Here is a 26081-nt window from a genome sequence, read left to right as displayed (position 1 = left end):
CCGCTACGCAGTGTGTCGTACACCGGTGCGACCGGTCTAGGCCCGCGGCGGGTGGTGCAGACCCAGGTTCTCGTAGATTTCCAGCGTCGCCGTGGAATTGTTGAGCGTGATGAAGTGCAGTCCGGGCACCCCCTCGGCGAGCAGCCGAGCGCAGAACTCCGTGGCGAAGTCGATGCCCATGGAGCGTACAGCGGCCGGATCGTCTTTCGCTGTGAGGATCCGCTCTTTGAGGGCCGCCGGGAAGTGGGCGTTGCTGAGCTTGGGCAGCCGCTCCAGCATCCGCAGGCTCGTCACCGGCAGGACCTCGGGGATGACCGGGGTCTCGCAGCCGGCCGCCGCCACCCGGTCGCGCAGCCGCAGGTACGACTCGGGCTGGAAGAACATCTGTGTGATGGCGTAGTCGGCGCCGGCCCGGCACTTGTCGACGAAGTGCCGGACGTCCGTGTCCCAGTCCTCGGAGCGCGGGTGCATCTCGGGAAAGGCGGCGACCCCGACACAGAAGTCGCCCGCCTCCTTGATGAGCCGGACGAGCTCGGCGGCGTAGGTGAGGCCCTGGGGGTGCGGCACCCACGCGCCCATGGGGTCGCCGGGCGGGTCGCCGCGGACGGCGAGCATGTTGCGGATGCCGGCGTCGGCGTACTGGCCGATGATGTTGCGCAGTTCGGCGATGGAGTGGTCGACGGCCGTGAGGTGCGCGACCGGGGTGAGGGTGGTGTCGGCGACGATCTGCTGCGTCTCCTTGACCGTGGTGGCCCGGGTGGAACCGCCGGCACCGTAGGTCACGGAGACGAAGTCCGGGGCCACCGCCTCGACCCTGCGGAGGGCGTTCCACAGGCTCCGCTCACCCTGCGGGGTCTTGGGCGCGTAGAACTCGAACGAGTACGTCGTCTTGCCGTTGGCCAGGATGTCACGCACAGTGCGCGCGCGATCAGTCCTGGTGGATGCGGTTCCGAGGGCCATACCCGCAGGTTAGCCAGGGGGCGGCGGTCACCCAACCGGATCTCGGTCATTTGCCCGATTTGTCGCCATGTTGTCCATCCCTTGGGACGGACCGGCGGCGCCGGCGGGGATCGGTGCGCGCCGGACCGCGCTGTCGGCGCACGCCGGACCGCGCCGGAGGCGGCTCAGGCCTGGGCCAGCCGCTTGGCGAACTCCGTCGCCGCGGCCCCGGGATCGTCCGCCTCCGTGATCGCCCGGACGACGACGACCCGGCGGGCGCCCGCCTCCAGCGCCTCGTCGAGGGTGGTGAGGTCGATGCCTCCGATGGCGAACCAGGGGCGGTCGGTGCCGAGGGACGCCGTGTACCGGACCAGGCCGAGGCCCGGGGCGGGGCGGCCGGGCTTGGTGGGCGTGGGCCAGCAGGGGCCGGTGCAGAAGTAGTCCACGCCCTCCTGGACGGCCGCCGCGGCCGCTTCCGCCTCCGTGTGCGTGGAGCGGCCTATCAGGACGCCGTCGCCGAGGAGGGCGCGGGCCGCGGGGACCGGCAGGTCCCCCTGGCCGAGGTGGAGGACGTCGGAGCCGGCGGCATGGGCGACGTCCGCGCGGTCGTTGACCGCCAGCAGCTTGCCGTGCCGGGCGCAGGCGTCGGCGAACACCGCCAGGTGCTCCAGCTCCTCGGCCGCCTCCATGCCCTTGTCGCGCAGCTGCACGACGTCGACACCGCCCGCGAGGACGGCGTCGAGGAACTCCGGGAGGTCGCCCTGGCGCCTACGGGCGTCCGTGCAGAGGTAGAGGCGGGCGTCGGCGAGGCCGGCGCGGGCGGTGTCGGGCATGCGTGGGTCCCCCCGGGGGCGGTGGTGTACGACCGCGGCGGCGTCGGTCACGGCCGCCGTCGTACACCGGACGGTTGTCGGATCTGTGGGTCAGACGGCGAGCGCCTGGGCGCGGCGCTTCACCTCCGTGCCGCGATTCTCGCTCAGGGCCTGGGCCGGGGTGCCGGGCAGGCTGGCGTCGGGGGTGAAGAGCCACTCGATCATCTCTTCGTCCGTGAAGCCGTCGTCCCGCAGCAGCGTCAGGGTCCCGGACAGGCCCTTGACCACCTTGTCCCCGTCGATGAAGGCGGCGGGCACGTGCAGCGCGCGGTTCTCACCCCGGCGTACGGCGATCAGCTGGCCCTCCTTGACCAGCTGCCGGACGCGCGTCACCTCCACGCCGAGCTGCTCGGCGATGTCGGGCAGAGTGAGCCAGGCGGGGACGAGAGCATCGATCTTTGCGTCAATCTCGGTCACGGGAACAAGCCTGCCATCTGCCACTGACAGTCGGAAGCCGGGTCCGCCCCGGCACGGCCGGTCGGCGAGCCGTTCGTATCGCAACCGCCCGCCGCACCCGCGGCCGGACCGCCGCCCCGCCGGCCTTCCGCCCGTCACCGCACCCGCCCCGAAGCCGCCGTGTCTCCGCCGCATGTCCACCGCACGTCCGCCCGCCCGTCCGCCCGCGCGGCCCGCCCGGACGCGTCAGGCGGTGGCCGCCTTCAGCGGGCGCGCCGGGTCCTGGAGCAGCCGCGGGTCCATCGGCGTGCCCGCCTCGATCAGCCGGCGTCCCTGGGCCAGGTCGCGGGGCCGGCCCACCGCCAGGAGGGCGACCAGGCGGTCCTCGCGCAGCCAGCAGACCGTCCAGGCCGGTCCGGACGGGTCGCCGCGCCACAGGGTGGTGTCGGCGCCGGTGTGGTGGCCGGCGTACTGGACGAAACGGCCGAACTGCTCGGACCAGAAGTACGGGACCGGGTCGTAGACCGCCAGGGGCTCGCCGGTGGCCTCGCCGAGGATGTTCGCCGCCACCGTGCGCGGGCCCTGGAGGGCGTTGTCCCAGTGGTGGACGAGGAGCCGCTCGCCGTACCGCGCCGACGGGAAGGAGGCGCAGTCGCCCACCGCGTACACGTCCGGCGCGGAGGTGCGCAGATGGGCGTCGGCCACGACCTCGCCGTCGGCGCCGAGGGCGATGCCGGAGCCGGCCAGCCAGGCCGTGGCGGGGCGGGCCCCGATGCCGACCACGACGGCGCCGGCGGGCAGCCGCGACCCGTCGTCGAGGACGACGGCGCCGGGCTCGACGCGCTCCACGCGCGCGTGGGTGCGCAGCACGGTGCCGCTGTCGGCGTACCAGGCGGTCATCGGGGCGGCGACCTCGGCGGGCAGGGCGCCGGCCAGCGGACGCTCGGCGGCCTCGACGACGGTGACCGCGCAGCCGGCCTCCCGGGCCGCCGTGGCGAACTCCGCGCCGATCCAGCCGGCGCCGACGACCACGACGTCGTGCTGCCGGTCGAGCACGGGCCGCAGGCGTTCGGCGTCGTCCAGGGTGCGCAGCAGGTGGACGCCGGGCACGCCCTCGGCGCCGGGGAGCCGGATCGGTTCCGCGCCGGTGGCGAGGACCAGGACGTCGTACGGGACGGGCCCGGCCTCGGTGTCCAGTTCACGGTCGGCGACGCGCACGCCGAGGACCTCGCTGCCCAGCCGCAGGCCGATGCCGAGGCCCTCGAAGTCGACGTCGAGGGCGGAGCCCTCCGCCTTGCCGAGCAGGACGGCCTTGGACAGCGGTGGCCGGTCGTAGGGCTGGTGGGGCTCCGCGCCGATCAGGCTCACCGTGCCGGTGAAGCCCTGTTCGCGCAGCGCGACCGCGGTCTGCACCCCGGCCATGCCCGCGCCGACGACGACCACGCGCCGCGCCGGTGACCTGTCTTCGTCCTGCGTCCGCTCGCTCACCTGATCACCATAGACACCTGACGATCCGTCAGTCAGTGGCCGTGCTCCGTGACCTGCTCCACAACGCTCGTGCCGCTGCCCGGCCCGGACTCCCACTCCCACGTCTCCTCGAGCCGGACCCGGCCGTCCGGCAGCTCCACGACCGTCGCCACGCAGTGCCCCGACGAGGTCGCGCCGTCCCGCTTGAGCTGGACGTAGCGGAAGTCGAGCCGGTCCCCCTCCCGGGTACCCACCAGATGCCCGCGTACGACGTCGCCCCCCGCGTACTCGGCCCAGATCTCGCCGTCCTTCTCGTGGTACGTGAACCGGGTGCGGGTGCCCACCTGCCCGGGGGCCTGGTCGGCGACGGGGGCGAGGACGAGACCGTCGAGGGACCGGTGGCGCGGGGCGGGGCCGTCCGCCGCGGAGGCGCGGGGGGAGGCGGGCGGGCGGGTCACGGGCGGAGGCTCCCTTACTGAGTCGTCCGGCGTCGGGCTAGGGTGGCCACCGTAGAGCACTCGCGGGAGCCCGGACGCACCGGGCTGAGAGGGAGGCTGGCGGCCTCCGACCGTACGAACCTGATCCGGGTCATGCCGGCGAAGGGAGGGGCTGGACGCCCATGTCCTCACGTACGTCAGACGTCCTCGTCGTCGGGGGCGGCATCATCGGGCTGGTCACGGCGTGGCGGGCCGCGCAGCGCGGGTTCGGCACGGCGGTGGTCGACCCGGAACCGGGCGGCGGGGCCGCGCAGGTGGCGGCCGGGATGCTGGCCGCCGTCACGGAGCTGCACTACGGCGAGCAGACGCTGCTCGGCCTCAACCTCGCCTCGGCCCGCCGCTACCCCGACTTCGCGGCCGAGCTGAGCGACCTCACCGGTCACGACCTCGGCTACCGCCGCTGCGGCACGCTCGCGGTCGCCCTCGACGCCGACGACCGCGCCCACCTGCGGGACCTGCACGCCCTCCAACGGCGCACGGGGCTGGAGTCGGAGTGGCTCACCGGGCGGGAGTGCCGGCGGCTGGAGCCGATGCTCGCGCCGGGCGTGCGCGGCGGGCTGCGGGTGGACGGCGACCACCAGATCGATCCGCGGCGGCTGGCGGGAGCGCTGGTGGCCGCGTGCGAGCGGGCCGGGGTGGTCTTCCACCGGACGTGGGCGGAGCGGCTGTCCGTGGTGGCCGGCCGGGCCGCCGGCGTCCTCACGCGCGCGGGAGACGCGCTGGGAGCGGAACAGGTGGTGCTCGCGGCCGGCAGCCTGAGCGGACGGCTCGCGGGGGTGCCGGACGAGGTGCTGCCGCCGGTGCGGCCCGTGAAGGGCGAGGTGCTGCGGCTGACCGTGCCGCGGGCGTACGCGCCGTTCCTGAGCCGGACGGTGCGGGCCGTGGTGCGCGGCAGCCAGGTGTACCTGGTGCCGCGGGAGAACGGCGAGCTGGTCGTCGGCGCGACCAGTGAGGAACTGGGCTGGGACACGACGGTGACGGCCGGGGGCGTGTACCAGCTGCTGCGGGACGCGCACGAGCTGGTCCCCGGGATCACCGAGCTGCCGCTGACGGAGACGCGCGCGGGACTGCGCCCCGGGTCGCCGGACAACGCGCCGCTGCTCGGGCCGACCGGACTGGACGGCCTGCTGCTGGCCACCGGGCACTACCGCAACGGTGTGCTGCTGACGCCGGTGACCGGCGACGCGATGGCGCACGTCCTGGCCACCGGGGAACTTCCCGACGAGGCCCGTCCCTTCACCCCCCGGCGCTTCGGCGCCGCCGCACTCTCGGAGCAGCCCGCATGAACATCTCCGTCAACGGTGAGCGGCGACAGGTGGCGGCCGGCACCGCCCTCGACGCCGTCGTACGGTCCCTGACGGCGGCGCCCTCCGGGGTGGCCGCCGCGCTCAACGAGACCGTCGTCCCGCGCGCGCGGTGGTCCGCCACCGCCCTCTCCGAGGGAGACCGCGTGGAAGTCCTCACGGCCGTCCAGGGAGGCTGAACCATGGCCGACGATCCCTTCGTCCTCGGCGGGACGGCCTTCTCGTCCCGTCTGATCATGGGCACGGGCGGGGCACCCAGCCTGGAGGTGCTGGAGCGCGCGCTGGTCGCCTCGGGGACCGAGCTGACGACCGTCGCGATGCGCCGGGTGGACCCCTCGGTGCACGGCTCGGTGCTGTCCGTCCTCCGGAAACTCGGCATCCAGGTGCTGCCCAACACCGCGGGCTGCTTCACTGCCGGAGAGGCCGTCCTGACGGCCCGCCTCGCGCGCGAGGCGCTCGGCACCGACCTGGTCAAGCTGGAGGTCATCGCCGACGAGCGGACGCTGCTGCCGGACCCGGTCGAGCTGCTCGACGCGGCGGAGACGCTGGTCGACGACGGGTTCACGGTGCTGCCGTACACCAACGACGACCCGGTGCTGGCGCGGAGGCTGGAGGACGTGGGCTGTGCGGCGGTCATGCCGCTGGGCTCGCCGATCGGGTCCGGGCTGGGCATCCGCAACCCGCACAACTTCCAGCTGATCGTCGAGCACGCGCGCGTGCCGGTGATCCTGGACGCGGGGGCCGGCACGGCCTCGGACGCCGCGCTGGCGATGGAGCTGGGGTGCGCGGGGGTGATGCTGGCGTCGGCGGTGACGCGGGCGCAGGACCCCGAGCGGATGGCGCACGCGATGCGGGCCGGGGTCGAGGCGGGGCGGCTGGCCCGGCTGGCGGGCCGGATCCCCCGGCGCCACTTCGCCGAGGCGTCGTCCCCGGCGGAGGGGCTGGCCGTGCTGGATCCCGAGCGTCCCGCGTTCTGACCGCGGCCACGGCCCCGGTCTCCCCCGGTGGGGTGCGTCACAGCTCCGCTCCAGTCGTGCTCCGACGGCGGACGGAGAGGGGGGAATGTCCGTGGGGGCTCGTACACTCGCGTCCGTGGACACGACCCTTCAGGACCCTCTCGTCGGGCAGCTGCTCGACGGGCGTTATCGCGTGGACGCGCGGATCGCGGTCGGCGGGATGGCCACGGTCTACCGGGCCGTGGACACCCGCCTGGACCGCGTGCTCGCGCTCAAGGTGATGCATCCGTCGCTCGCCGCCGACGCCTCCTTCGTCGAGCGCTTCATCCGGGAGGCGAAGTCCGTCGCCCGGCTGGCCCACCCGAACGTCGTCCAGGTGTTCGACCAGGGGACCGACGGGTCGTACGTCTACCTCGCCATGGAGTACGTCGCCGGCTGCACCCTGCGGGACGTGCTGCGGGAGCGCGGGGCGCTCCAGCCGCGGGCCGCGCTGGACATCCTGGAGCCGGTGCTCGCCGCGCTCGGCGCCGCGCACCGGGCCGGCTTCGTGCACCGGGACATGAAGCCCGAGAACGTGCTGATCGGGGACGACGGACGGGTCAAGGTCGCCGACTTCGGGCTCGTCCGGTCCGTGGACTCCGTGACCAGCACCACCGGCGCCGTCCTCGGCACCGTCTCCTACCTCGCGCCCGAGCAGATCGAGCAGGGCACCACCGACGCGCGCGCGGACGTGTACGCGTGCGGGGTCGTGCTCTACGAGATGCTCACCGGCGGGAAGCCGCACGAGGGGGACTCCCCCGCGATCATCCTCTACAAGCACCTCCACGAGGACGTGCCCCCGCCCTCGGCCGCCGTCCCCGGTCTGCCGTACGAGCTGGACGAACTCGTCGCCTCGGCCACCGCTCGCACCCCGGCCGTCCGGCCGCACGACGCCGTGGAGCTGCTCGCGCGGGCGCGCCGGGCGCGCGGCGCGCTCGGCGAGGAGCAGCTGGACGCGCTGCCGCCGCAGGCCCGCTCCGCGGAGCACGACAATGCCGAGGACCGCACGAGCGTGATCCCGCGCTCGCTGACCGTGCCCCGGCCGCTGCCGGTCGACGAGGACGCGCCGGCCCCCGAGGACGGCGTCCACCGGACCTCACGGTTCGCGGCGGAGCCTCCCCCGCCGCCGCGCCGCCGCTCCGGACCGCCCCGCCGCGGACTGGTCGCGCTCCTCACCGCCGTCCTGCTGGTGCTCGGCGTCGGCGCGGGCGTCTGGTACATCAACTCGGGGCAGTTCACCAAGGTCCCGGCGGTGCTGACCCAGACGCAGGCGCGGGCCGAGGAGCGGCTGGAGGCGGCCGGGCTGGAGGTCGGCGGCATCGAGCACGAGTACAGCGACACGGTCGAGCGGGGCACGGTCATCAGCACCGACCCGGAGCCGGGCTCCCGCATCCGCAAGAACGACGCCGTCTCCCTCGTCGTCTCCGACGGCCCCGAGACCGTGAAGGTGCCCTATCTGAAGGGCACCCGGCTGGCCGAGGCCAAGGCGCAGCTGAAGGAGGACGGCCTGGAGCCGGGCCTCGTCACACGGGCGTTCAGCGAGGACGTCGCCAAGGGGGCCGTGATCAGCAGCGACCCCGAGGCGGGCACGGAGCGGCGGGCCGGTACGGCGGTCTCCCTCGTCGTCAGCAAGGGCAGCCCGGTCGACGTCCCGGACGTCACCGGCGACGACCCGGCCGACGCCAGGGCCGAGCTGGAGGAGGCCGGCCTGAAGGTGAAGGTCGCCACCGAGCGGATCAACTCCGAGTACGACAAGGGCTCGGTCGCCGCCCAGTCGCCGGGTGCGGGCCGGCAGCTCGCCGAGGGCGACACCGTGACGCTGACCCTGTCCAAGGGCCCGGAGATGGTCGAGGTGCCGGACGTGGTGGGCGCGAGCGTCGACGACGCGACGAAGCTGCTGGAGGAGTCCGGCTTCGAGGTCGAGGAGGACCGCGGGCTGCTCGGGCTGTTCGGCGACACCGTGAAGAGCCAGTCCGTGGAGGCCGGCGAGATGGCGCCCAAGGGGTCGACGGTCACGATCACCATCCGGTGACCGGGCGTCCCCCGGGACATGGCACCCTGAACGGGTGACACGTCAGCAGTCCCGCGCCGCCGCCCCCGCCTTCCCCTTCCCGTCCCGCAACCCCGTCGGCGGCCATGTCCCGGTGGCCGGCGGACTGCACTCCGTGGGGCTGTCGTACGCCCGTGAACTCAAGGCGGAGACGGTCCAGGTCTTCGTGGCGAACCCGCGCGGCTGGGCCACCCCGGCCGGCAGCCCCCGGCAGGACGAGGCGTTCCGGGAGGCGTGCGCGGCGGACTCGATCCCGGCGTACGTGCACGCGCCGTATCTGATCAACTTCGGTTCGCACACCGAGGCCACGGTCGAGAAGTCGGTGGAGTCGCTGCGGCACTCGCTGCGCCGCGGCCGGGAGATCGGCGCGCTGGGCGTGGTCGTGCACACCGGGAGCGCGACGGGCGGGCGGGAGCGGTCGGTGGCGCTGCGGCAGGTGCGTGAGCGCCTGCTCCCGCTGCTGGACGAGCTGACCCACGACGACGACCCCTTCCTGCTGCTGGAGTCGACCGCCGGCCAGGGCTCCTCGCTCTGCTCGCGGACCTGGGACTTCGGGCCGTACTTCGAGGCGCTGGACGCCCATCCGAAGCTGGGCGTGTGCCTGGACACCTGCCACGTCTTCGCGGCCGGCCACGACCTGACCGGGCCGTCCGGGATGCACCGGACCCTCGATCTGCTGGTGGAGACGGTGGGCGAGGGCCGGCTGAAGCTGATCCACGCCAACGACTCCAAGGACGTCGTCGGCGCCCACAAGGACCGGCACGCGAACATCGGCGCCGGACACATCGGCGAGGACCCGTTCCGCGCCCTGATGACCCACCCGGCGACCGCGGGGGTCCCGCTGATCATCGAGACCCCGGGCGGGCAGGAGGGGCACGCGGCGGACGTGGAACGGCTGAAGAAGCTGCGGGACGGCTGAGGCGGCGGGTCGCCTGCGTGCGGAACCCCGCAGGTCAGAGCTCCGGGCCGTCCCCCGGCTCCTCCTGGTACGAGTAGCGCTGTTCCCGCCAGGGGTCGCCGATGTTGTGGTAGCCGCGCTCCTCCCAGAAGCCACGGCGGTCGGCCGTCATGTACTCGACACCGCGGACCCACTTCGGGCCCTTCCAGGCGTACAGGTGGGGGACGATCAGGCGGAGCGGGAAGCCGTGCTCGGCGGTGAGCAGTTCGCCGTCCTTGTGGGTGGCGAAGAGGGTGCGGTCGGAGGCGAAGTCCGACAGGCGCAGGTTGGAGCTGAATCCGTACTCCGCCCACACCATCACATGGGTGACGTCGTCCGCGGGGGGCGCGATGTCCAGGATCGTCCGGGCGGGGACCCCGCCCCACTCGGCGCCGAGCATGCTGAACTTCGTCACGCAGTGCAGATCGGCCACGACCGTGGTGTGCGGCAGGGCCGTGAACTCCTCGTGGGTCCAGCAGTGCTTGTCGCCGTCGGCGGTGACGCCGAAGACCCGGAACTCCCAGCGTTCGGGCCGGAATTTGGGTACGGGGCCGTAGTGTGTGACGGGCCAGCCCCGCTGCAGTCGCTGTCCCGGCGGAAGCTCGGACGCTGCTGCCTCTCCTGGTTCTCGCTCCACCGGATGACCCATGACTCCATCCTGACAGACCGGGAACGATGGGGATGACCGACCCCGCCCGAAAACGGGCAACTCACACTAAGCATGCCCTTACTTACTAAGTACGCACTTACTGGACGATCTTGCGCACCGGTGAAATCATGCGGCGGCAACCTCCCGAAATCCCCCACGTGGAAGGAGCCTCTGCGATGCAGGGCGACCCCGAGGTCATCGAGTTCCTCAACGAGCAGCTCACCGGCGAGCTCACCGCGATCAACCAGTACTTCCTCCACGCCAAGATGCAGGAGAACTTCGGCTGGACGAAGCTCGCGAAGTACACGCGGCACGAGTCGTTCGACGAGATGAAGCACGCGGAGGTGCTCACCGACCGGATTCTCTTCCTGGAGGGCCTGCCGAACTACCAGCGCCTGTTCCACGTCCGCGTGGGCCAGACCGTCAAGGAGATGTTCGAGGCCGACCGGCAGGTGGAGGTCGAGGCCATCGACCGCCTCCGGCGCGGGATCAAGGTGATGCGCGAGAAGGGCGACATCACGTCCGCCAACATCTTCGAGTCGATCCTCGCGGACGAGGAGCACCACATCGACTACCTCGACACCCAGCTGGACCTGCTGGAGAAGCTCGGCGAGGCGCTGTACATCGCGCAGCTGATCGAGCAGCCGGAGAGCTGAGCGGAGCTGGGTCAGGCCGCTTCGTCGAGTTCGGAGAGGACCGGCTTGCCCTGGTCCGCGAGCTCACGGCGCGGACATGCGCCGCGGCCGAGTATGGCCTGAATCCGACGTACACAGGACCCGCAGTCCGTGCCGGCCTTACAGGCGGAGGCGATCTGCCGGGGCGTACAGGCGCCGTTCTCCGCGTGCTGCTTGACCTGCGCTTCGGTCACACCGAAGCAGCTGCAGACGTACACGCGGTTCACCTCCCGCCGGGAACATGAGTGGTGCCGAACCGATATGGCTAGAACCCGTTGATCGGTGAGGCTAACCTAACCTTACCCGGACCACAGGTGGCGTAAAAGTGCCGTGGGGCGCGGATCGTATGTGATCCGCGCCCCAGTGCACGCTCCGGTAACAGGCGAACCGCTACTGGTCCCTGTACATCTCCGCGACGAGGAACGCCAGGTCGAGCGACTGGCTGCGGTTGAGCCGCGGGTCGCACGCCGTCTCGTAGCGCTGGTGCAGGTCGTCGACGAAGATCTCGTCGCCGCCGCCCACGCACTCGGTGACGTCGTCGCCGGTCAGCTCGACGTGGATACCGCCCGGGTGGGTGCCGAGCGCCTTGTGGACCTCGAAGAAGCCCTTGACCTCGTCCAGCACGTCGTCGAAGCGGCGCGTCTTGTGCCCGGAGGCCGCCTCGAAGGTGTTGCCGTGCATCGGGTCGGTCACCCAGGCCACGGTCGCGCCCGACGCCGTGACCTTCTCCACCAGCTCGGGCAGCTTGTCGCGGACCTTGTCGGCGCCCATGCGCACGATGAAGGTCAGCCGGCCCGGCTCGCGGTCCGGGTCGAGGCGCTCGACGTACTGAAGCGCCTCCTCGGCCGTCGTCGTCGGCCCGAGCTTGATGCCGATGGGGTTGCGGATCTTCGAGGCGAACTCGATGTGCGCGTGGTCCAGCTGGCGCGTGCGCTCACCGATCCACACCATGTGCGCGGAGACGTCGTACAGCTGTCCCGTGCGCGAGTCGACGCGGGTGAGCGCCGACTCGTAGTCGAGCAGCAGCGCCTCGTGCGAGGAGTAGAACTCGACCGTCTTGAACTCCTCCGGGTCCGCCCCGCAGGCGTGCATGAAGTTCAGCGCGTTGTCGATCTCGCGGGCGAGCTGCTCGTAGCGCTGGCCGGAGGGGGAGGACTTCACGAAGTCCTGGTTCCAGGCGTGGACCTGGCGCAGGTCGGCGTAGCCGCCGGTGGTGAAGGCGCGCACCAGGTTCAGCGTGGACGCCGACGTGTGGTACATCCGCTTCAGCCGCTCGGGGTCCGGGACGCGGGCCGCCTCGGTGAAGTCGAAGCCGTTGACGGAGTCGCCCCGGTAGGTCGGCAGGGTCACGCCGTCGCGGGTCTCGGTCGGCTTGGAGCGCGGCTTGGAGTACTGGCCGGCGATCCGGCCGACCTTCACCACCGGCACGGACGCGGCGTACGTGAGCACGGCGCCCATCTGGAGCAGCGTCTTGAGCTTGTTGCGGATGTGGTCGGCGGACACCGCGTCGAAGGCCTCGGCGCAGTCGCCGCCCTGGAGGAGGAACGCCTCGCCCTTGGCGACGGCCGCCATCCGGGCGCGCAGCTGGTCGCACTCGCCCGCGAAGACGAGCGGCGGATACGACTCGAGGTCCGCGATCACTGCGCGCAGAGCCTCGGCGTCGGGGTACTCGGGCTGCTGCGCCGCGGGCAGGTTTCGCCAGGTGTTGCCAGCGCTCGCGCTGGTCTTAGCGTTCACGGTCACGTCCTCAACATTACGGGGTCGTGTCCAGTCGTTTTAGCCCGGCTCGACAGGTGAGACGGGCTACCGCTCACGTGTGGGCGCGGGGCGCGTGGGGTAGGGTGCGTCGCATGTTCGCGCTTTCGACCCAGAACTGGTGGTGGACCGCTCATCCGGCGGCCCACTGACTGCGCGTACGCACGACTTCGCGAAGGCCGCCCGAGGGGCGGCCTTCGGTGCTTTCCGGGCACGGGCCGTTCCTCCCAGCGAGAAGGACACGGAACCCATGCACCTGCTCGACCTGCTGGACGATCCCCGCCCGTTCGCCCTGCTGCGCCGCCGCACGCCGGGCCACGACGAGCACACCGTCGACCTGCTCATCGGCCCGGTCGCCGACCACGACCGCCTCGCCGACCTGCCCGACGAGGGCCTCGCCCTGGTCCCCTTCCGGCAAATCCGCGAGCGCGGCTTCGACGTCCGGGACGACGGCACCCCGCTCACCGTCCTGGTCCCCGAGGAGCGGTACGGGATCCCGCTCGCCGAGGCCCTGGCGCAGCTCCCCGCGCACGAGGTCCGGGTCGCGGGCGGCGGCTTCGACGTCGGCGACGAGGAGTACGCGGAGATCGTCGGCCGGGTGCTGCGGGACGAGATCGGGCGGGGCGAGGGGGCGAACTTCGTCATCCGGCGCACGTACGAGGGGGAGGTCGCCGGCTTCTCCCGGGCGGACGCGCTCGCGCTGTTCCGGCGGCTGCTGGAGGGCGAGCGGGGCGCGTACTGGACGTTCGTGGTGCACACCGGGGAACGCACCCTGGTCGGCGCCAGCCCCGAGGTGCACGTGCGCATGTCCGGCGGGACGGTCGTGATGAACCCGATCAGCGGGACGTACCGCTACCCGGACGGGGGCCCGGCCCCCGAGCACCTGCTGCGGTTCCTCGCCGACGGCAAGGAGATCGAGGAGCTGTCGATGGTCGTCGACGAGGAGCTCAAGATGATGTGCACGGTCGGCGACATGGGCGGGGTGGTGGTCGGGCCGCGGCTGAAGGAGATGGCGCACCTCGCGCACACCGAGTACGAGCTGCGCGGGAAGTCCTCGCTGGACGTGCGGGACGTGCTGCGCGAGACCATGTTCGCGGCGACCGTCACCGGCTCGCCCGTGCAGAACGCCTGCCGGGTGATCGAGCGGTACGAGACCGGCGGGCGCGGCTACTACGCGGGGGCGCTGGCGCTGATCGGCAGGGACTCGGGCGGCGCCCAGACCCTGGACTCGCCCATCCTGATCCGCACCGCCGACATCGACGCGGCCGGGCGGCTGCGGGTGCCGGTCGGGGCCACGCTGGTGCGCGGCTCGGACCCGGCGGGCGAGGTCGCCGAGACGCACGCCAAGGCGGCGGGGGTGCTGGCCGCGCTGGGGGTGCGGCCGGGGCGGCCGCACACGGAGGCCGCGCGGCCCCGGCTCGCCGACGACCCGCGGGTGCGGGCCGCGCTGGACGGGCGGCGGGGCGCGCTGGCGCCGTTCTGGCTGCGGATGCAGGAGCGGACCCGGGAGCTGGACGGGCACGCCCTCGTGGTCGACGGAGAGGACACCTTCACCGCGATGCTGGCGCACGTGCTGCGGTCGGGCGGGCTGGAGGTGTCGGTACGGCGGTACGACGAGCCGGGGCTGCGGGAGGCGGTGCTCGCGCACGGGGGGCCGCTCGTCCTGGGCCCCGGTCCCGGTGACCCGTCCGACCTGGGCGACCCCAAGATGGCCTTCCTGCGGGACCTGACCGCGCGGGTGGTCCGGGAGCACCGGCACGGCGTGCTCGGCGTCTGCCTGGGGCACGAGCTGATCGCGGCGGAGCTGGGGCTGGACATCGTCCGCAAGGAGGTGCCGTACCAGGGGGCGCAGACGGAGATCGACCTGTTCGGGCGGCCGGAGACGGTCGGCTTCTACAACAGCTTCGTGGCGCGGTGCGACGACGACGCCCTGGCGGAGCTGGCGGCGCACCGGGTGGAGGTGAGCCGGGCCGCGAACGGCGAGGTGCACGCCCTGCGCGGGCCGGGCTTCGCCGGTGTGCAGTTCCATCCGGAGTCGGTGCTCTCGCTGAACGGGGCGGCCGTCGTCCGGGAGCTGGTGGGTCAGTTCCGCGGCACCAGCACGTTCTCCGAGCGGCGGCCCGCACTGTAGTCCACGACGTTGCGCACCGTGGCGTCGACGATCTCGCCGACGGCGTCCGCGGTGTAGTACGCCTGGTGGGAGGTGACCAGGACGTTGGGGAAGGTGACCAGGCGGGCCAGGGTGTCGTCCGAGATGGCCTCCAGGGACTTGTCGAGGAAGAACAGGCCCGCCTCCGCCTCGTAGACGTCCAGGCCGACGCCGGTGAAGCGGCCCTCGCGCAGCTCCGCGACGAGGGCCGCGGTGTCGATCAGCCCGCCGCGGCTGGTGTTGACCAGGATGGCGTCGACTTTCATGGTCCTCAGAGCGGCGGCGTCGATGAGGTGCCGGGTCTCCGCCATCAGGGGGACGTGCAGGCTGACCACGTCGGACTCGGCGAGGAGCCGCTCCTTGGTGACGTACCGCATGCCGAGTTCCATGCAGGCGGGGTTCTCGGCGACGTCCCAGCCCAGCAGGCGCATGCCGAAGCCATGGGCGATCCGGGTGAAGGCCTCGCCGATCTTGCCCGTGCCGAGCACGCCGGCCGTGCGGCCGTGCAGGTCGCGGCCCATCAGGCCGTCGAGGCGGAAGTCGAAGTCGCGGGTGCGGGTGGAGGCCCGGACGACCCGGCGGTTGACCGCCAGGGCCAGGGTCCACGCGAACTCGGCGACGGAGTACGGCGAGTAGGACGAGACGCGGGCGACGGTCATGCCGAGCCGTTCGGCGACGTCGAGGTCGATGTTGTTGAAGCCGGTGGAGCGCTGGGCGATCATCCGGGTGCCGCCGGCCGCGAGGGCCTCCAGGACGGGCCCGCCGAGGTCGGCGTTGACGCTGGTGGAGATCACCTCGTGGCCGGCGGCGATGGGGGCGGTGTCCTCGGTGAGGAACACGTCCAGGCAGCGGACCTCGTGGGGGGCGACGAAGGCCTGCTCGATGAGGGGCTTCTCGTCCGCCTGGACGCCGAAGGCGAGGATCTCCATGGCCGCTCCCGTTCCGTAGGCCTGCGTTCCGTCGGCTGACGGGCCGAATATAGGACCCGTGCCGGGGCTTCAGCCGAAGAACACCCCCACCTCGGCGTACGGCTTCGGGTCCACCGTCGTCGGCCGGGCCGTCGCCTCCGCGAGCGGCACGCGGACGAGGACGACGTCGGCACCGCCGGCCGGGCCCGGGTGCGGGGCGATTCAGCCCGCGTGACGGCCCATCACCTCCCCCACCGGCACCCGCACGGGGGACTCGGCGGTGGTGTGCGCGCGGCCGGTCGGCCGGGGTGCCGGCGGCGGTGCCGACGGGGGTCACTCGTCGTCGAGGCCGCGCTCAATCGCGTACCGGACCAGTTCGACGCGGTTGTGCAGCTGGAGCTTGCCGAGGGTGTTCTGCACGTGGTTCTGCACCGTGCGGTGGGAGATGACGAGGCGTTCGGCGATCTGCTTGTAGCTCAGCCCCTTGGCGACCAGGCGCAGCACCTCCGTCTCGCGGTCGGTCAGCCGGGGCGCGTTCGGCTCGTCGGCGCCGGTGGCGGGGGCGGGCTCGGAGGCGAGGCGGCGGTACTCGCCGAGGACCAGGCCGGCGAGGCCGGGGGTGAACACCGGGTCGCCGACGGCCGTACGGCGCACCGCGTCCAGCAGGTCCTCCGTGGACGCCGACTTCAGCAGGTAGCCGGTCGCGCCGGACTTCACCGCCTCCAGCACGTCGGCGTGCTCGCCGCTCGCGGACAGGACGAGGACGCGCAGGGCGGGGTTGGCGCCGACGACCTCCTTGCAGACCTGGACACCCGGTTTCACCGGCAGGTTCAGGTCCAGTACGAGCACGTCGGGGGTGGTGGCGCGGGCGCGGCGCACGGCCTGCTCGCCGTCGCCGGCGGTGGCGACCACCTCGAACCCGGACTCGGCGAGGTCCCGGGCGACGGCGTCGCGCCACATGGGGTGGTCGTCGACCACCATGACCTTGATCGGGCCCTGCGCTCCCGCGCCGCCGCCCTGTTCCGCGCTCATCGTGTGCCCGCCTTCCCCCGTGCGTCCGTCATGTCCTGTTTCGGCACGGTCAGTTCGACCTCCGTGCCCTGTCCCGGTGTCGAGACCAGCTCGGCGCTGCCGCCGAGGTCCCGCAGCCGGCCCCGGATCGACTGGGCGACCCCGAGCCGTCCCTCGCCCTCGGCCTGCGCGAGCCGCCCCTCCGGAATGCCCGGCCCGTCGTCCCGTACGGTGACGATCACCGCGTCGGGCTCGTCCTCGACCAGGATCCAGGCCCGGGCGCCCTCCCCCGCGTGCCGGCGCACGTTGTCCAGCGCGGCCCCGACGGCCGCGGCCAGTTCGCGGGCGGCGGCGGGCGGCAGCGGCACCGGGGCGCCGGGCTCGGCGAGGCTGACCCGGGCCGCGGCGAAGGGCGCGAGCAGCGTGCGCAGGTCCACGGGCCCGTCGCCGTCCCCGTCGGCCTCGGGGACCTCCACCGTGCGGACGACGGCCCCCTCGGCCTCGTCCTGCGACACCCGGGACGGGGGCACGAGCCCGCCGGAGACCAGGGTGCGCAGCGCGACCTCCTGCTCGCCGGCCATCCTGCCCAGTTCGGCCGCCTCGCCGCCGATGACCGCGCCCCGCCGCTGCACCATGGCCAGCACCTGGAGGACGCTGTCGTGGATGTCTCGGGCGAGCCGCTCCCGTTCCCGGGTCGCGGCCTCGATCTCCAGGGCGCGGGCGAGGGTGCGCTCGGAGGCGCGGGCCACCTCGACGACGTAGCCGATGGCGATGGCGGCGACCCAGACGAGGATCACGTTGTGGACGGTGTCGCGGGCGGGGGCGCCGCGCTCCAGGAGGTTGGCGACGGCGACGGCGGTGGAGGCGAACGCGGCCCAGCGCCAGCCGCCCTTGACGGCGAACGCGAGGACCGAGCCGGCGGTCCATATCGACGGCAGGGTCGGCCCGCCCTCGACGATCCGCTGGTGGGTGTCGGCGAGCGGGGTCAGCAGGATGCCGGTGAGCGCGACGGTGAGGTCGACGGCGAGGAACCGCTTGGTGCAGGCGGCCGCGTTCTGCACGCGGGGCAGGGTGGCGAGGGTCCAGCCGCACAGGACGACGTAGTAGCCGATGGCGAGGCCGGGACGGACGAACAGGTCGTAGGCGGTGGCGAAGAGACCGACCGCGTACAGCATGGTCAGGACCCGGTAGGCGGTGAGCGCACGCCACAGCGGCAGCTCGACCGACATCCTCATGACTCTCTCGCGCTTCGGCACGTCCCCCACCCCCCTGTCCCGGACTGCCCGTCTAGGACTCGGATCTCTCGGACTTCTCCTTGTCCGCCTGGTCCTTCTCCGCCTGGGCGAGCGCCGCCTTCGCGGCCTTGCCGGCTTCCCGGCCGGCCTTCCCGGCCTCCTTCTCGGCCTTCGCCGCCTCCGCGATCTGCCGCTTGGCGGCGGTCGCGTACATGTCGACGTACTCCTGGCCGGAGAGCTTCATGATCTCGTACATGACCTCGTCGGTCAGCGCGCGGAGCACGAAGCGGTCGTGGTCCATGCCGTGGTAGCGGCTGAAGTCCAGGGGCCTGCCGATGCGGATGCCGGGCCGCATCACCTTCGGCATCACCTGGCCGGGCGGCTGGATCTTCTCGGTGTCGATCATGGCGACGGGGATCACCGGCGCGCCCGTGGCCAGCGCCACGCGCGCCAGGCCGCCGGGCTTGCCCCGGTAGAGGCGGCCGTCGGGCGAGCGGGTGCCCTCCGGGTAGATCCCGAACAGCTCACCGCTCTCCAGGACCTGTATGCCGCTCCTGATCGCCGCCTCGCCCGCGCCGCGCGCGCCGGAGCGGTCCACCGGGAGCTGGCCGACGCCCTTGAAGAAGGCCGCCGTCAGCCGGCCCTTCACGCCGGGCGTGGTGAAGTACTCGGCCTTGGCGATGAACGTGACCTTGCGGTCGAGGACCGCGGGCAGGAAGAACGAGTCCGAGAAGGACAGGTGGTTGCTCGCCAGGATCGCGGGGCCCTCGGCGGGAACGTTCTCCAGGCCTTCCACCCAGGGCCTGAAGATCATCTTCAGTGGCCCCCCGATGGAAACCTTCATCGCGCCGTACAACAACCGAGTGCCTCCTGTGTCTGTCGATCAGACCTTAACCCGGCGCGGCGTCAATGGTCCCGACGACCCTGGTCGGTGTCAGTGCGGTCGCGTACGGTGAAGCACACGCCCTTGCCATGCAGACCACCCGACCACCCGACCACCTGACGAGACGGGAGACCGAAGGTGCCGGTCCTTGCTGGAGCCGAGCCGTACCGCCATGAAGGCGGAGAGGTCGGAGTCCTCCTCTGCCACGGCTTCACCGGTTCCCCGCAGTCACTGCGCCCCTGGGCGCAGCACCTCGCCGGGCACGGTCTGACCGTCGCCCTGCCCCTGCTGCCGGGGCACGGCACCCGCTGGGAGGACATGGCGGTCACCGGCTGGCAGGACTGGTACGCGGAGCTGGACCGCGAGCTGCGCGTCCTGCGCGACCGCTGCGCCAAGGTGTTCGTGGCCGGCCTGTCGATGGGCGGCGCGCTGGCCCTGCGGCTCGCCGCACGGCACGGCGACGGCGTCGGCGGGGTCGTCCTCGTCAACCCGGCGAACAAGGTGCACGGCCTGTCCGCGTACGCCCTCCCCGTCGCCCGCCACCTGGTGCGGACGGTGAAGGGGATCACGAGCGACATCGCGAAGGAGGGCGCCGAGGAGATCGGCTACGACCGGGTGCCGCTGCACGCGGCGCACTCCCTGCGGGTCTTCCTGCGGCTGGTCGACAAGGAGCTGCCGCAGGTCACCCAGCCGCTGCTGCTCCTGCGCAGCGCGCGCGACCATGTCGTGCCGGCCGCCGACCCGGCCCGGATCCTGAGCCGGGTGTCGTCGACGGACGTGACCGAGGTGCTGCTGGAACAGAGCCATCACGTGGCGACGTTGGACCACGACGCGGACCGGATCTTCGAGGAGAGCGTCGCGTTCATCGGCCGGCTCGCACCCAGTGTCGGCAAGGAAGGGACGACGGCAGGTGGCTGAGCACGACTCCGACCGCGAGGACCGCGAGGACCGCGAGGACCGCGAACGCGAGAGGCGCGAGGACCGCGAGGGCCGCGAGGGCCACGGGCACCGCGACGATCGCGCGGGCGGCCGCGGCCGCGAGCCGGAGGAGCAGAGCGTGCCCTTCGACGAGGAGGCCGCGTGGGCGGCGATCGTCGCGGGGTACGGCGAGGAGCCCGCGGATCCGCCGGGCGCCAAGCCGTTCAAGTCGGTCGAGGACCTGGCACTTCTGGAGGCGGAGCCGAACGACGACGGCTCCGGTCCCGCCGTCGTCGGCACCGGCTCCGGCACGGGCGCCGCCGACGGCCCGGCTTCCGGCGCCGGTCCGGGCGCCGACTCCGGCGCCGGTGCCGGTTCCGGCACCGGTTCCGAGCCCGGTTCCGGGGACGAGGCCGTGCCCGGTTCCGGGGACGAGGCCGAGCCCGTGAAGCCGCTGGGCGGTTCGGTCTCCTTCGCGCCCGGCGTCGGCCCGCGCGACTTCACGCCCGGCAAGCCGTCCGAGGCCGACTTCGACGAGGACGACGAGGGTCACTTCGTCCCTCCCGAGCCGCCGCCGCTGCCCGCCGCCGACACGACCGCCAGATTCGCCTGGCTCGGCGTGGTCGGCGGCCCTCTCCTGCTCCTGCTGTCGGTGCTGCTCGGCTGGGAGATGACCTGGTGGCTGGCGACGGTCGGCATCGGCGGCTTCCTCGGCGGCTTCGTCACGCTGGTGGCGCGGATGCGGACGGACGACGAGGACGACGGCGATCCGGGAAGCGGAGCGGTGGTCTGACCCGGCCCCGACCGCTCGTCGTCCCGGGACGACGAGCTGGGAACTAGACGCCCGGCACTCTGAGGGCGGCCAGCACCGGGAGGTGGTCCGTGGCCGCCCTCAGGTCGGCGTCCGTGACCCCGGGGTGTCCTACGGGGACCCCGCAGCCCAGTACCTCCACCCCCTTGGTCGCGAGGATCGCGTCGATGCGGCGGTCGGGGCCGGTGGACGGGAAGGTGAGGTCGCCGCCCCAGGGGGCCGCGGCCCGGCAGTCCTGGAGGCCGGCGGTGAGGCGGGCGAAGGCGCGGCCGCCCGGCCCCTCGTTGAGGTCGCCGCCCACGACGGCGTGTTCCACGCCCATACCGGCGAGCCGGTCGAGCACCATGCCGGCCTGGTCGTACCGCTCGCCCGGGTGCAGACCGAGATGACAGCCGAGGACCCCCAGCCGGGCGCCCGCGAAACGGACGACGGCGGTGGCGAGACCGCGCCGGTGCTGTCCGGGGGTGAGGGGCAGGAGCACGTCCTCGGTGCGTTCCACGGTCGCCCGCAGTGAGCACAGGACGGCCGGTCCGGCGGCCGTGCCACCGCCGGTGAGGATCACCTGCCCGGAGGCGGCCGCCAGCCGGGCGAGCTTCTTGCGCCAGCGGAAGAACCGGGGGGCTTCCTGGACGAGGACCAGGTCGGGGGCGCAGGCGGCGATCACGCGGGCGAGGGCGGCGGTGTCGTCGCGCATCGAGCGGATGTTGTAGCTGAGGACGCGGAGGACGGCGGAGCCGTCGGCTTCGGTGCGGGAGCTGTCGAGCGGGGGCGTCACCATACCGTCACGATAGGTCGTGAGCGGGCGGGGAGGGGCGGCTGTCCGTCGTTCCCTCGTGCCCCTGCGCGGATCCGTGAAGGCGGGCGGCCCCGCATCCCTCACGGGGTGCGGGGCCGCCGGTGCCTCGGACGGTGTCCGTCACATGATGGGGTCAGGTTCGCGGGCCAGGTCGGCCGCGCCCACCAGGCCCGCCTTGTTGCCGAGCTGGGCGGCGATCACGTCGGCGACCGGGCGCCAGTTGCCCCCGACCAGCCAGCGCTTGTAGGACTTGCGGATCGGGTCGAGCACCAGGTCGCCCTCGTCGGAGAGGCCGCCGCCGACGATGAAGGCGGACGGGTCGAAGAGGGAGGCGAGGTCGGCGAGGCCGGCGCCGGCCCAGCGGGCGAGCTCGCGGTAGGAGTCGACCGCGACCGGGTCGCCCTGGCGGGCGGCCATGGAGATGTGCTTGCCCTCGATGCCGTCGGGGGTGCCGTCGCCGAGGCCCAGGAGCACCTCGGCGCGCTCGGGGGTGGCGTTGGCGCGCTGCTTGGCGTACCGCACGAGGGCGCGGCCGGAGGCGTACTGCTCCCAGCAGCCCTGCGAGCCGCAGCCGCACAGCAGGCCGTCCGGCACCATGCGGATGTGGCCGAACTCGGCGGCCACGCCGAAGTGTCCGCGGCGCAGCTTGTTGCCGATGATGATGCCGCCGCCGAGTCCGGTGCCGAGCGTGATGCAGATGACGTTGCGGTGGCCCTTGCCGGCGCCGAACTTGTACTCGCCCCAGGCCGCGGCGTTGGCGTCGTTCTCCACGACGACCGGGAGGCCCACGCGGGCCTCGACCTTCTCCTTGAGCGGCTCGTTGCGCCAGTCGATGTTCGGCGCGAAGTAGACCGTCGAGCGCTGCCGGTTGACGTATCCGGCGGCGCCGATGCCCACGCCGACGATGTCGTGCCCGGCGCGCGCCCCCTCCACCGCCGAGGCGATGGCGTCCACGATGGCCTCGGGCGTGGTGGGGGTGGGCACCTTGAAGGTCGAGAGGATGTTGCCTTCCTCGTCGACCACGCCGGCCGCGATCTTCGTGCCGCCGATGTCGACGCCGATGGTGAGTCCCATGAATCCCTCAGTTTCGGTCGAGCCCCGCTACGGCCAACCGTACCCGAGGCCCTGCCGTCGGGGTCCGGCCGTCCGCCCGGCGGACGCGCCGGGCGGACGGCGACAGAGGTGGACGACAGGGACGGGCGACAGGGGTGGGTCAGTCCAGGTCGATGCGCTGCCCGGGGCCGCCGGTGCCCTCGTCGCCCTCGGGACGCCCGCTCGGGTCCCGGGCCGGGTCGTGGGCGCGGGCCGTCCAGCGCGTCTCCTGGTGCTGGACGGCGGAGCGGTAGGCGGCGAGCAGTTCGCCGCCGGCCTTGGCGAGGTGGTCGAAGACGTCCGGGTTGCGCTCCAGGACAGGTTCGACGGCGGCCTTGGCCTGCTGGACGACCTGGCGCACCACCTGCTGGGCGGCGGGCCCGGCGACCGCGCCGAGCAGGGGGGAGGACGGGAGGCCGGCGAGCTTGTCGGCGACGGTGTCGACGAACTTGCGCAGTTCCTCGGCGGCGGAGCCGGGAGGCGGGCCGTTGCGGCCGTGGCGGCGGGCCTTCTCCTCCGCGAGGTCCTCGGCGCAGGCGGTGGCCCAGGCGTCGGCGTCGGTGGCGCGCGGCTCCTCGGCGACGGCCTCGTGCTCTCCCCCGCTCTCGGCTTCGCTCGAGCGGGGGGACCCCCATGCGCCGGGCGGGGGGAGCTCTTCGCTCATGACGGACTCCTGACTACGGTTCGTCTCTCCGACGGTACCCGAACGGCGGTACGGCGTTCACCGGGTCCGCGGCCACAGCGCGGGATCCGGTGCGAACCGGACGCGCAGTTCGCCCTCGCGCAGGCCGGCACCGTCGACGGTACAGCGGCGCAGGGCGGAGGGCAGGGCGACGATCCGGCGGAACGGACCGGCGGTGACGACGAGTTCGTCGCCGCGCCGGACGAGGTCGAGGTCGTCGCGTATGACGCCGGGCAGGGGGATGTGCCACACGAGCACGCCGTCGTCGGCCAGCCGGTCGGACACCGGCCACTCGACCGGGGAGGGCGCCGGGTCGACGCCGGGGACGGAGAGCGCGGCGAGGTCGTCGCCGCCGCGGGGGTCGCGGCCGAGGTGGGCGACGGTCCGGGCGTCGTCCCACTCCCCCAGGAACTTCCGCTGCTGGGCCACGAGAGCGGCGAGGGGGCCGCCGTCGTCGGCCGTCTCGGGCAGGACGCGGTTGGCGACGAGGGACTCGACGGGCAGGGCGCGCAGGGCGAGGCCGAGGCGCGCGTCGCGCACGGCGTCGTCACCGGCCGGTCCCGGCTCGGCGACCAGGCGTACGGCGGTCCGCCGGTCGGCGAGGACGGCCTGCACGGCGGCCAGTTCCAGGTCCCAGCGGGCGGTCGTCTCGTACAGCCACTCGGCGGGCATGGGGACGCCGGCGAGGCGTCCGAGGACGGGGCGCAGGGCGCGGGCGGCCTGCCGTTCGGGAGGGAGGAGGCGGCGCAGGTAGCGGCGGAGCTCCTCGGGGAGGGCGAGGAGGGCGAGGGCCTGCGGGGTGGGCGGCAGGTCGACGACGAGGAGGTCGTGGGAGTCGGAGAGGGCGGCGTCCCGCAGCGCGCGCAGCAGGGTCAGCTCCTCCGCGCCGGGCAGCGGGGTGACCTCCTCCGGGTCCAGCCGGGAGGCGCCGAGCAGGTCGAGGACGGTGGAGGCGCGGTCCTGGAAGCCGGCGAGGTCGTCGCGGAAGCCGGCGGCGGCGTCGGGGCGCCAGGCGGTGAGGGCGGGCGTGACCCGTGCCGGGGCGGCCCCGGTCGGCACGCCGAGCGCCGCCCCCAGGGTGTCGGCGCGGTCGGCGCTGAGCACGAGCGTCTTGACGCCGGCGCCGGCCGCCCCGAGTGCGGTCGCCGCGGCAACGGTCGTACGGCCACTGCCGCCGGGGCCGGTGATCAGGAGGGTGCGCATGAGGGTGAACGGTAACGGACACCGAGGTGGCGGCCCGCTCACCGGTGGGCGCCGGCCGCACCTGTGCGACACCGGCACGGGCGGCGGCGGCCCCGGCGACGCCCGCGTCGGCACGGAGGCGGCGGCCCGGCGACGCCCGCGTCGGCACGGGGGCGGCGGCCCCGGCGACGCCCGCGTCGGCACGGGGGCGGCACACCCGGGCGGACCCGAGCCGGCGTGGGGACGGCGGCCCGGCGACGCCCGCGTCCGCGCCGGAATCGGTGCTACCGGCCCGACTCCACCCGCTTCTTCAGTCCCGCGAGCGCGCGGTCGATGATGACCTTCTCGGCCTTGCGCTTGATCATGCCGAGCATGGGGATCTTGACGTCCACCGTCAGCCGGTAGGTGACCTCGGTGCCGCCGCCCGCCGGTGCGAGGAGGTACGAGCCGTCCAGCGACCGCAGCATCTGGGACTTCACCAGCGTCCAGGACACCTCGTGCTCACCGCTCCAGGTGTACGCCAGCGTCTGGTCGTCCTTGATCGCGCCCGCGTCCATGACCAGCCGTACCTGCTCGGCGCGGCCGGCGCTGTCGGTGCCGAGGACCTCCGCCTCCTTCACCTCGCCGGTCCAGTCCGGGTAGCGGGCGAAGTCGGCGATGACGGCCATGACCTCGGTCGGTGCCGCATCGATCGTGATGCTCGAGCTGGTGTGTTCCGCCATCGCCGTGGCTCCTCACAGATGCGGGCCGGTAGGGAGAGGTCACCCGTGCGCCGCCGTGCGCACGTGTGTGCAGCGTGAAGGCTACCGCGCACCCGACCGGCCGCCTTCACCCCGTGGCGCGCGCCCGCCGGGCACCGGCCCTCACCACTCCAGCGCCCAGGGCTTCCCGGTCCCCGCGAAGTGCCCCACGTTCACGCATTCGGTCGCCCCGATGCGCATCCGCCGCACCAGCGGCTGGTGGACGTGGCCGAAGAGCGAGTAGCGGGGGCGGGTGCGGCGGATCGCGTCCAGCAGCGCCCGGCTGCCCCGTTCGAAGCGGCGCGCGACGGTGTCGTAGACGAGTTCCGGCACCTCGGGCGGGATGTGCGTGCAGAGCACGTCCACCTCGCCCACGGCCTCGATCTTCGCCGCGTACTCCTCGTCGTCGATCTCGTACGGCGTCCGCATCGGCGTGCGCAGGCCGCCGCCCACGAAGCCGAAGACCCGTCCGCCGATCTCCACCCGCTCCCCGTCCAGCACGGTCGTCCCCGGCCCGGCGTACTCCGGCCACAGCGGCGGCATGTCGACGTTGCCGTAGGTGGCGTACGTCGGGGTCGGGAACGCCGCGAACATCTCGGCGTACTGTCCCCGCACCGCCCGTTCGATGACCGCCGCCCGGTCGTCGCCGACCCCCGCCCACAGCCGCGCCCCCAGTTCCCGGGCCTCCTCGAAGCGGCGGGCCGTGCGCAGCGCGACGATCCGGTCGGCGTTCTCCACGCCGAAGAGGTCGGGGAAGATGCCGCGCGAGTGGTCGGCGTAGTCGAGGAAGAGGACGAGGTCCCCGAGGCAGATCAGGGCGTCCGCGCCGTCGCCCGCCCGGGCCAGGTCGCGCGCGTTGCCGTGGACGTCGCTGACCACATGAACACGCGTCCTGTGGTTTCCGGAGGGTGTGGATGCCATGGCGATCAAGGGTAGGCGTGTGGGGCAAACGTGAACAGTGGCAGCCGGACCTGCGGTTACTGGCCAGTCAGCAAGTGGATGAACTACTGTGCGCGGGATAAAGCAATCTGTGTGACGCAGCGAACATCTCGCCGGGACCCCCTGTCGAAGAAGCCATACCGGCGGGTAACGTCCGGGCAGTCCCGTCGTGCTCAGGAATTCAACCAGTGGCCCGCAGC

Annotated in this window: 28 protein-coding genes and 1 riboswitch; of the genes, 10 read left to right on the top strand and 18 right to left on the bottom strand. The window is 73.2% G+C overall.

The genetic code is table 11. The features are described 5' to 3' along the window. Positions 1 to 36 precede the first annotated feature (36 nt). From metF to ACZ3KJ_RS04490, 5 genes are all read right to left on the bottom strand, one after another. Positions 37 to 960: a methylenetetrahydrofolate reductase [NAD(P)H] gene (gene metF, locus ACZ3KJ_RS04510; RefSeq protein ID WP_467524505.1), complete on the bottom strand. Its 924-nt coding sequence runs from the start codon at positions 958 to 960 to the stop codon at positions 37 to 39. Positions 961 to 1124: 164 nt separating this feature from the next. Further along, complete coding sequence (gene thiE, locus ACZ3KJ_RS04505; RefSeq protein ID WP_467524504.1) at positions 1125 to 1772, bottom strand: thiamine phosphate synthase; 648 nt, start codon at positions 1770 to 1772, stop codon at positions 1125 to 1127. A 90-nt stretch (positions 1773 to 1862) separates the two neighbouring features. Further along, positions 1863 to 2228, bottom strand: a complete 366-nt coding sequence (locus tag ACZ3KJ_RS04500) for an Rv2175c family DNA-binding protein (protein WP_389511602.1) — start codon at positions 2226 to 2228, stop codon at positions 1863 to 1865. A gap of 225 nt (positions 2229 to 2453) precedes the next feature. Further along, a complete protein-coding gene (locus ACZ3KJ_RS04495) occupies positions 2454 to 3629 on the bottom strand; it encodes an NAD(P)/FAD-dependent oxidoreductase (RefSeq protein WP_467524811.1) in 1176 nt (391 codons plus the stop codon). A 98-nt stretch (positions 3630 to 3727) separates the two neighbouring features. Beyond that, the gene (locus tag ACZ3KJ_RS04490) at positions 3728 to 4132 is read right to left on the bottom strand and encodes an avidin-fold protein (RefSeq protein ID WP_467524502.1); all 405 of its coding nucleotides are present in this window, start codon (positions 4130 to 4132) and stop codon (positions 3728 to 3730) included. A 52-nt stretch (positions 4133 to 4184) separates the two neighbouring features. After that, positions 4185 to 4296, top strand: a riboswitch (TPP riboswitch). Here ACZ3KJ_RS04490 and thiO point away from each other — a divergent pair. From thiO to ACZ3KJ_RS04465, 5 genes are all read left to right on the top strand, one after another. Next, a complete protein-coding gene (gene thiO, locus ACZ3KJ_RS04485; protein WP_467524500.1) occupies positions 4294 to 5457 on the top strand; it encodes a glycine oxidase ThiO in 1164 nt (387 codons plus the stop codon). Its footprint overlaps the riboswitch before it by 3 nt. Next, complete coding sequence (gene thiS, locus ACZ3KJ_RS04480) at positions 5454 to 5654, top strand: sulfur carrier protein ThiS (protein ID WP_264931349.1); 201 nt, start codon at positions 5454 to 5456, stop codon at positions 5652 to 5654. The genes thiO and thiS overlap by 4 nt, the downstream gene beginning before the upstream one ends. Before the next feature lie 3 nt (positions 5655 to 5657). Next, positions 5658 to 6452 (top strand): thiazole synthase, encoded by a 795-nt coding sequence (locus ACZ3KJ_RS04475; RefSeq protein ID WP_467524498.1) that lies wholly within the window; start codon positions 5658 to 5660, stop codon positions 6450 to 6452. Positions 6453 to 6567: 115 nt separating this feature from the next. After that, entirely contained in the window at positions 6568 to 8502 is a 1935-nt protein-coding gene (gene pknB, locus ACZ3KJ_RS04470; RefSeq protein ID WP_467524496.1) for a Stk1 family PASTA domain-containing Ser/Thr kinase, read from the top strand. A gap of 34 nt (positions 8503 to 8536) precedes the next feature. Beyond that, positions 8537 to 9439, top strand: a complete 903-nt coding sequence (locus tag ACZ3KJ_RS04465) for a deoxyribonuclease IV (RefSeq protein WP_467524495.1) — start codon at positions 8537 to 8539, stop codon at positions 9437 to 9439. 34 nt (positions 9440 to 9473) lie between these two features. Here the strand turns inward: ACZ3KJ_RS04465 and ACZ3KJ_RS04460 are convergent, their stop codons facing one another. Then, complete coding sequence (locus ACZ3KJ_RS04460; protein WP_467524493.1) at positions 9474 to 10106, bottom strand: sulfite oxidase-like oxidoreductase; 633 nt, start codon at positions 10104 to 10106, stop codon at positions 9474 to 9476. Positions 10107 to 10282: 176 nt separating this feature from the next. Between ACZ3KJ_RS04460 and bfr the strand changes: the two genes are divergently transcribed. Further along, positions 10283 to 10762 carry a bacterioferritin gene (bfr, locus tag ACZ3KJ_RS04455; RefSeq protein WP_385076113.1) on the top strand — a complete coding sequence of 160 codons (480 nt, stop codon included), beginning with the start codon at positions 10283 to 10285 and terminating at the stop codon, positions 10760 to 10762. 11 nt (positions 10763 to 10773) lie between these two features. On the opposite strand, the gene ACZ3KJ_RS04450 is transcribed toward bfr, so the two are convergent. Both ACZ3KJ_RS04450 and ACZ3KJ_RS04445 read right to left on the bottom strand, forming a co-directional pair. Beyond that, positions 10774 to 10998, bottom strand: coding sequence for a (2Fe-2S)-binding protein (locus ACZ3KJ_RS04450; protein ID WP_467524491.1), 225 nt, complete (start codon positions 10996 to 10998; stop codon positions 10774 to 10776). Positions 10999 to 11170: 172 nt separating this feature from the next. Beyond that, on the bottom strand, positions 11171 to 12523 hold the full coding sequence (locus ACZ3KJ_RS04445; protein ID WP_389511611.1) for a class II 3-deoxy-7-phosphoheptulonate synthase: 1353 nt from the start codon (positions 12521 to 12523) through the stop codon (positions 11171 to 11173). Between the two features lie 107 nt (positions 12524 to 12630). On the opposite strand from ACZ3KJ_RS04445, the gene ACZ3KJ_RS04440 reads away from it, so the two are divergent. Next, on the top strand, positions 12631 to 12687 hold the full coding sequence (locus ACZ3KJ_RS04440) for a trp operon leader peptide (protein WP_078912442.1): 57 nt from the start codon (positions 12631 to 12633) through the stop codon (positions 12685 to 12687). A 98-nt stretch (positions 12688 to 12785) separates the two neighbouring features. Then, positions 12786 to 14666, top strand: a complete 1881-nt coding sequence (locus tag ACZ3KJ_RS04435) for an anthranilate synthase family protein (RefSeq protein WP_467524489.1) — start codon at positions 12786 to 12788, stop codon at positions 14664 to 14666. Here the strand turns inward: ACZ3KJ_RS04435 and ACZ3KJ_RS04430 are convergent. From ACZ3KJ_RS04430 to ACZ3KJ_RS04415, 4 genes are all read right to left on the bottom strand, one after another. Further along, positions 14618 to 15613 (bottom strand): 2-hydroxyacid dehydrogenase, encoded by a 996-nt coding sequence (locus tag ACZ3KJ_RS04430; protein WP_467524487.1) that lies wholly within the window; start codon positions 15611 to 15613, stop codon positions 14618 to 14620. The genes ACZ3KJ_RS04435 and ACZ3KJ_RS04430 overlap by 49 nt on opposite strands. A gap of 312 nt (positions 15614 to 15925) precedes the next feature. Further along, complete coding sequence (locus ACZ3KJ_RS04425; protein ID WP_467524485.1) at positions 15926 to 16624, bottom strand: response regulator; 699 nt, start codon at positions 16622 to 16624, stop codon at positions 15926 to 15928. Next, entirely contained in the window at positions 16621 to 17859 is a 1239-nt protein-coding gene (gene macS / locus ACZ3KJ_RS04420) for a MacS family sensor histidine kinase (protein WP_467524483.1), read from the bottom strand. The genes ACZ3KJ_RS04425 and macS overlap by 4 nt, the downstream gene beginning before the upstream one ends. A gap of 31 nt (positions 17860 to 17890) precedes the next feature. Further along, positions 17891 to 18682 (bottom strand): lysophospholipid acyltransferase family protein, encoded by a 792-nt coding sequence (locus tag ACZ3KJ_RS04415; RefSeq protein WP_467524481.1) that lies wholly within the window; start codon positions 18680 to 18682, stop codon positions 17891 to 17893. Positions 18683 to 18859: 177 nt separating this feature from the next. On the opposite strand from ACZ3KJ_RS04415, the gene ACZ3KJ_RS04410 reads away from it, so the two are divergent. Further along, positions 18860 to 19639 (top strand): alpha/beta hydrolase, encoded by a 780-nt coding sequence (locus ACZ3KJ_RS04410; RefSeq protein WP_467524479.1) that lies wholly within the window; start codon positions 18860 to 18862, stop codon positions 19637 to 19639. Further along, positions 19632 to 20432 carry a hypothetical protein gene (locus ACZ3KJ_RS04405; protein WP_467524477.1) on the top strand — a complete coding sequence of 267 codons (801 nt, stop codon included), beginning with the start codon at positions 19632 to 19634 and terminating at the stop codon, positions 20430 to 20432. Before ACZ3KJ_RS04410 ends, ACZ3KJ_RS04405 begins: the two co-directional genes overlap by 8 nt. A 43-nt stretch (positions 20433 to 20475) precedes the next feature. On the opposite strand, the gene ACZ3KJ_RS04400 is transcribed toward ACZ3KJ_RS04405, so the two are convergent. The 6 genes from ACZ3KJ_RS04400 to ACZ3KJ_RS04375 all read right to left on the bottom strand — a co-directional run bounded on the left by ACZ3KJ_RS04400 (position 20476) and on the right by ACZ3KJ_RS04375 (position 25863). Beyond that, positions 20476 to 21228, bottom strand: a complete 753-nt coding sequence (locus ACZ3KJ_RS04400; RefSeq protein ID WP_467524475.1) for an endonuclease/exonuclease/phosphatase family protein — start codon at positions 21226 to 21228, stop codon at positions 20476 to 20478. Between the two features lie 138 nt (positions 21229 to 21366). Beyond that, entirely contained in the window at positions 21367 to 22320 is a 954-nt protein-coding gene (locus ACZ3KJ_RS04395; RefSeq protein ID WP_385076088.1) for an ROK family glucokinase, read from the bottom strand. A 139-nt stretch (positions 22321 to 22459) separates the two neighbouring features. Beyond that, a complete protein-coding gene (locus ACZ3KJ_RS04390) occupies positions 22460 to 23002 on the bottom strand; it encodes a DUF5304 domain-containing protein (protein ID WP_467524473.1) in 543 nt (180 codons plus the stop codon). A gap of 57 nt (positions 23003 to 23059) precedes the next feature. Continuing rightward, a complete protein-coding gene (locus ACZ3KJ_RS04385) occupies positions 23060 to 24223 on the bottom strand; it encodes an ArsA family ATPase (RefSeq protein ID WP_467524471.1) in 1164 nt (387 codons plus the stop codon). 263 nt (positions 24224 to 24486) lie between these two features. Further along, positions 24487 to 24924 carry an SRPBCC family protein gene (locus ACZ3KJ_RS04380; RefSeq protein WP_389511624.1) on the bottom strand — a complete coding sequence of 146 codons (438 nt, stop codon included), beginning with the start codon at positions 24922 to 24924 and terminating at the stop codon, positions 24487 to 24489. Between the two features lie 141 nt (positions 24925 to 25065). Beyond that, positions 25066 to 25863, bottom strand: coding sequence for a metallophosphoesterase family protein (locus ACZ3KJ_RS04375; protein ID WP_389511625.1), 798 nt, complete (start codon positions 25861 to 25863; stop codon positions 25066 to 25068). Positions 25864 to 26081: the final 218 nt, after the last annotated feature.

It is taken from the genome of Streptomyces sp. NPDC003248, assembly GCF_055563235.1.
The sequence above is the reverse complement of the archived record's forward strand: the minus strand, read 5'-3'. Positions and strand labels throughout refer to the sequence as shown.

Coding starts and splice junctions, on each gene's coding strand:
- ACZ3KJ_RS04400 (WP_467524475.1), bottom strand. CDS start 21,228: ATGGTGACGCCCCCGCTCGACAGCTCCCGCACCGAAGCCGACGGCTCC.
- ACZ3KJ_RS04425 (WP_467524485.1), bottom strand. CDS start 16,624: ATGAGCGCGGAACAGGGCGGCGGCGCGGGAGCGCAGGGCCCGATCAAG.
- ACZ3KJ_RS04435 (WP_467524489.1), top strand. CDS start 12,786: ATGCACCTGCTCGACCTGCTGGACGATCCCCGCCCGTTCGCCCTGCTG.
- ACZ3KJ_RS04385 (WP_467524471.1), bottom strand. CDS start 24,223: ATGCGCACCCTCCTGATCACCGGCCCCGGCGGCAGTGGCCGTACGACC.
- ACZ3KJ_RS04395 (WP_385076088.1), bottom strand. CDS start 22,320: ATGGGACTCACCATCGGCGTCGACATCGGCGGCACGAAGATCGCGGCC.
- ACZ3KJ_RS04475 (WP_467524498.1), top strand. CDS start 5,658: ATGGCCGACGATCCCTTCGTCCTCGGCGGGACGGCCTTCTCGTCCCGT.
- thiE (WP_467524504.1), bottom strand. CDS start 1,772: ATGCCCGACACCGCCCGCGCCGGCCTCGCCGACGCCCGCCTCTACCTC.
- metF (WP_467524505.1), bottom strand. CDS start 960: ATGGCCCTCGGAACCGCATCCACCAGGACTGATCGCGCGCGCACTGTG.
- ACZ3KJ_RS04390 (WP_467524473.1), bottom strand. CDS start 23,002: ATGAGCGAAGAGCTCCCCCCGCCCGGCGCATGGGGGTCCCCCCGCTCG.
- ACZ3KJ_RS04460 (WP_467524493.1), bottom strand. CDS start 10,106: ATGGGTCATCCGGTGGAGCGAGAACCAGGAGAGGCAGCAGCGTCCGAG.
- ACZ3KJ_RS04380 (WP_389511624.1), bottom strand. CDS start 24,924: ATGGCGGAACACACCAGCTCGAGCATCACGATCGATGCGGCACCGACC.
- ACZ3KJ_RS04375 (WP_389511625.1), bottom strand. CDS start 25,863: ATGGCATCCACACCCTCCGGAAACCACAGGACGCGTGTTCATGTGGTC.
- bfr (WP_385076113.1), top strand. CDS start 10,283: ATGCAGGGCGACCCCGAGGTCATCGAGTTCCTCAACGAGCAGCTCACC.
- thiO (WP_467524500.1), top strand. CDS start 4,294: ATGTCCTCACGTACGTCAGACGTCCTCGTCGTCGGGGGCGGCATCATC.
- thiS (WP_264931349.1), top strand. CDS start 5,454: ATGAACATCTCCGTCAACGGTGAGCGGCGACAGGTGGCGGCCGGCACC.
- ACZ3KJ_RS04495 (WP_467524811.1), bottom strand. CDS start 3,629: ATGGCCGGGGTGCAGACCGCGGTCGCGCTGCGCGAACAGGGCTTCACC.
- ACZ3KJ_RS04415 (WP_467524481.1), bottom strand. CDS start 18,682: ATGAAGGTTTCCATCGGGGGGCCACTGAAGATGATCTTCAGGCCCTGG.
- ACZ3KJ_RS04430 (WP_467524487.1), bottom strand. CDS start 15,613: ATGGAGATCCTCGCCTTCGGCGTCCAGGCGGACGAGAAGCCCCTCATC.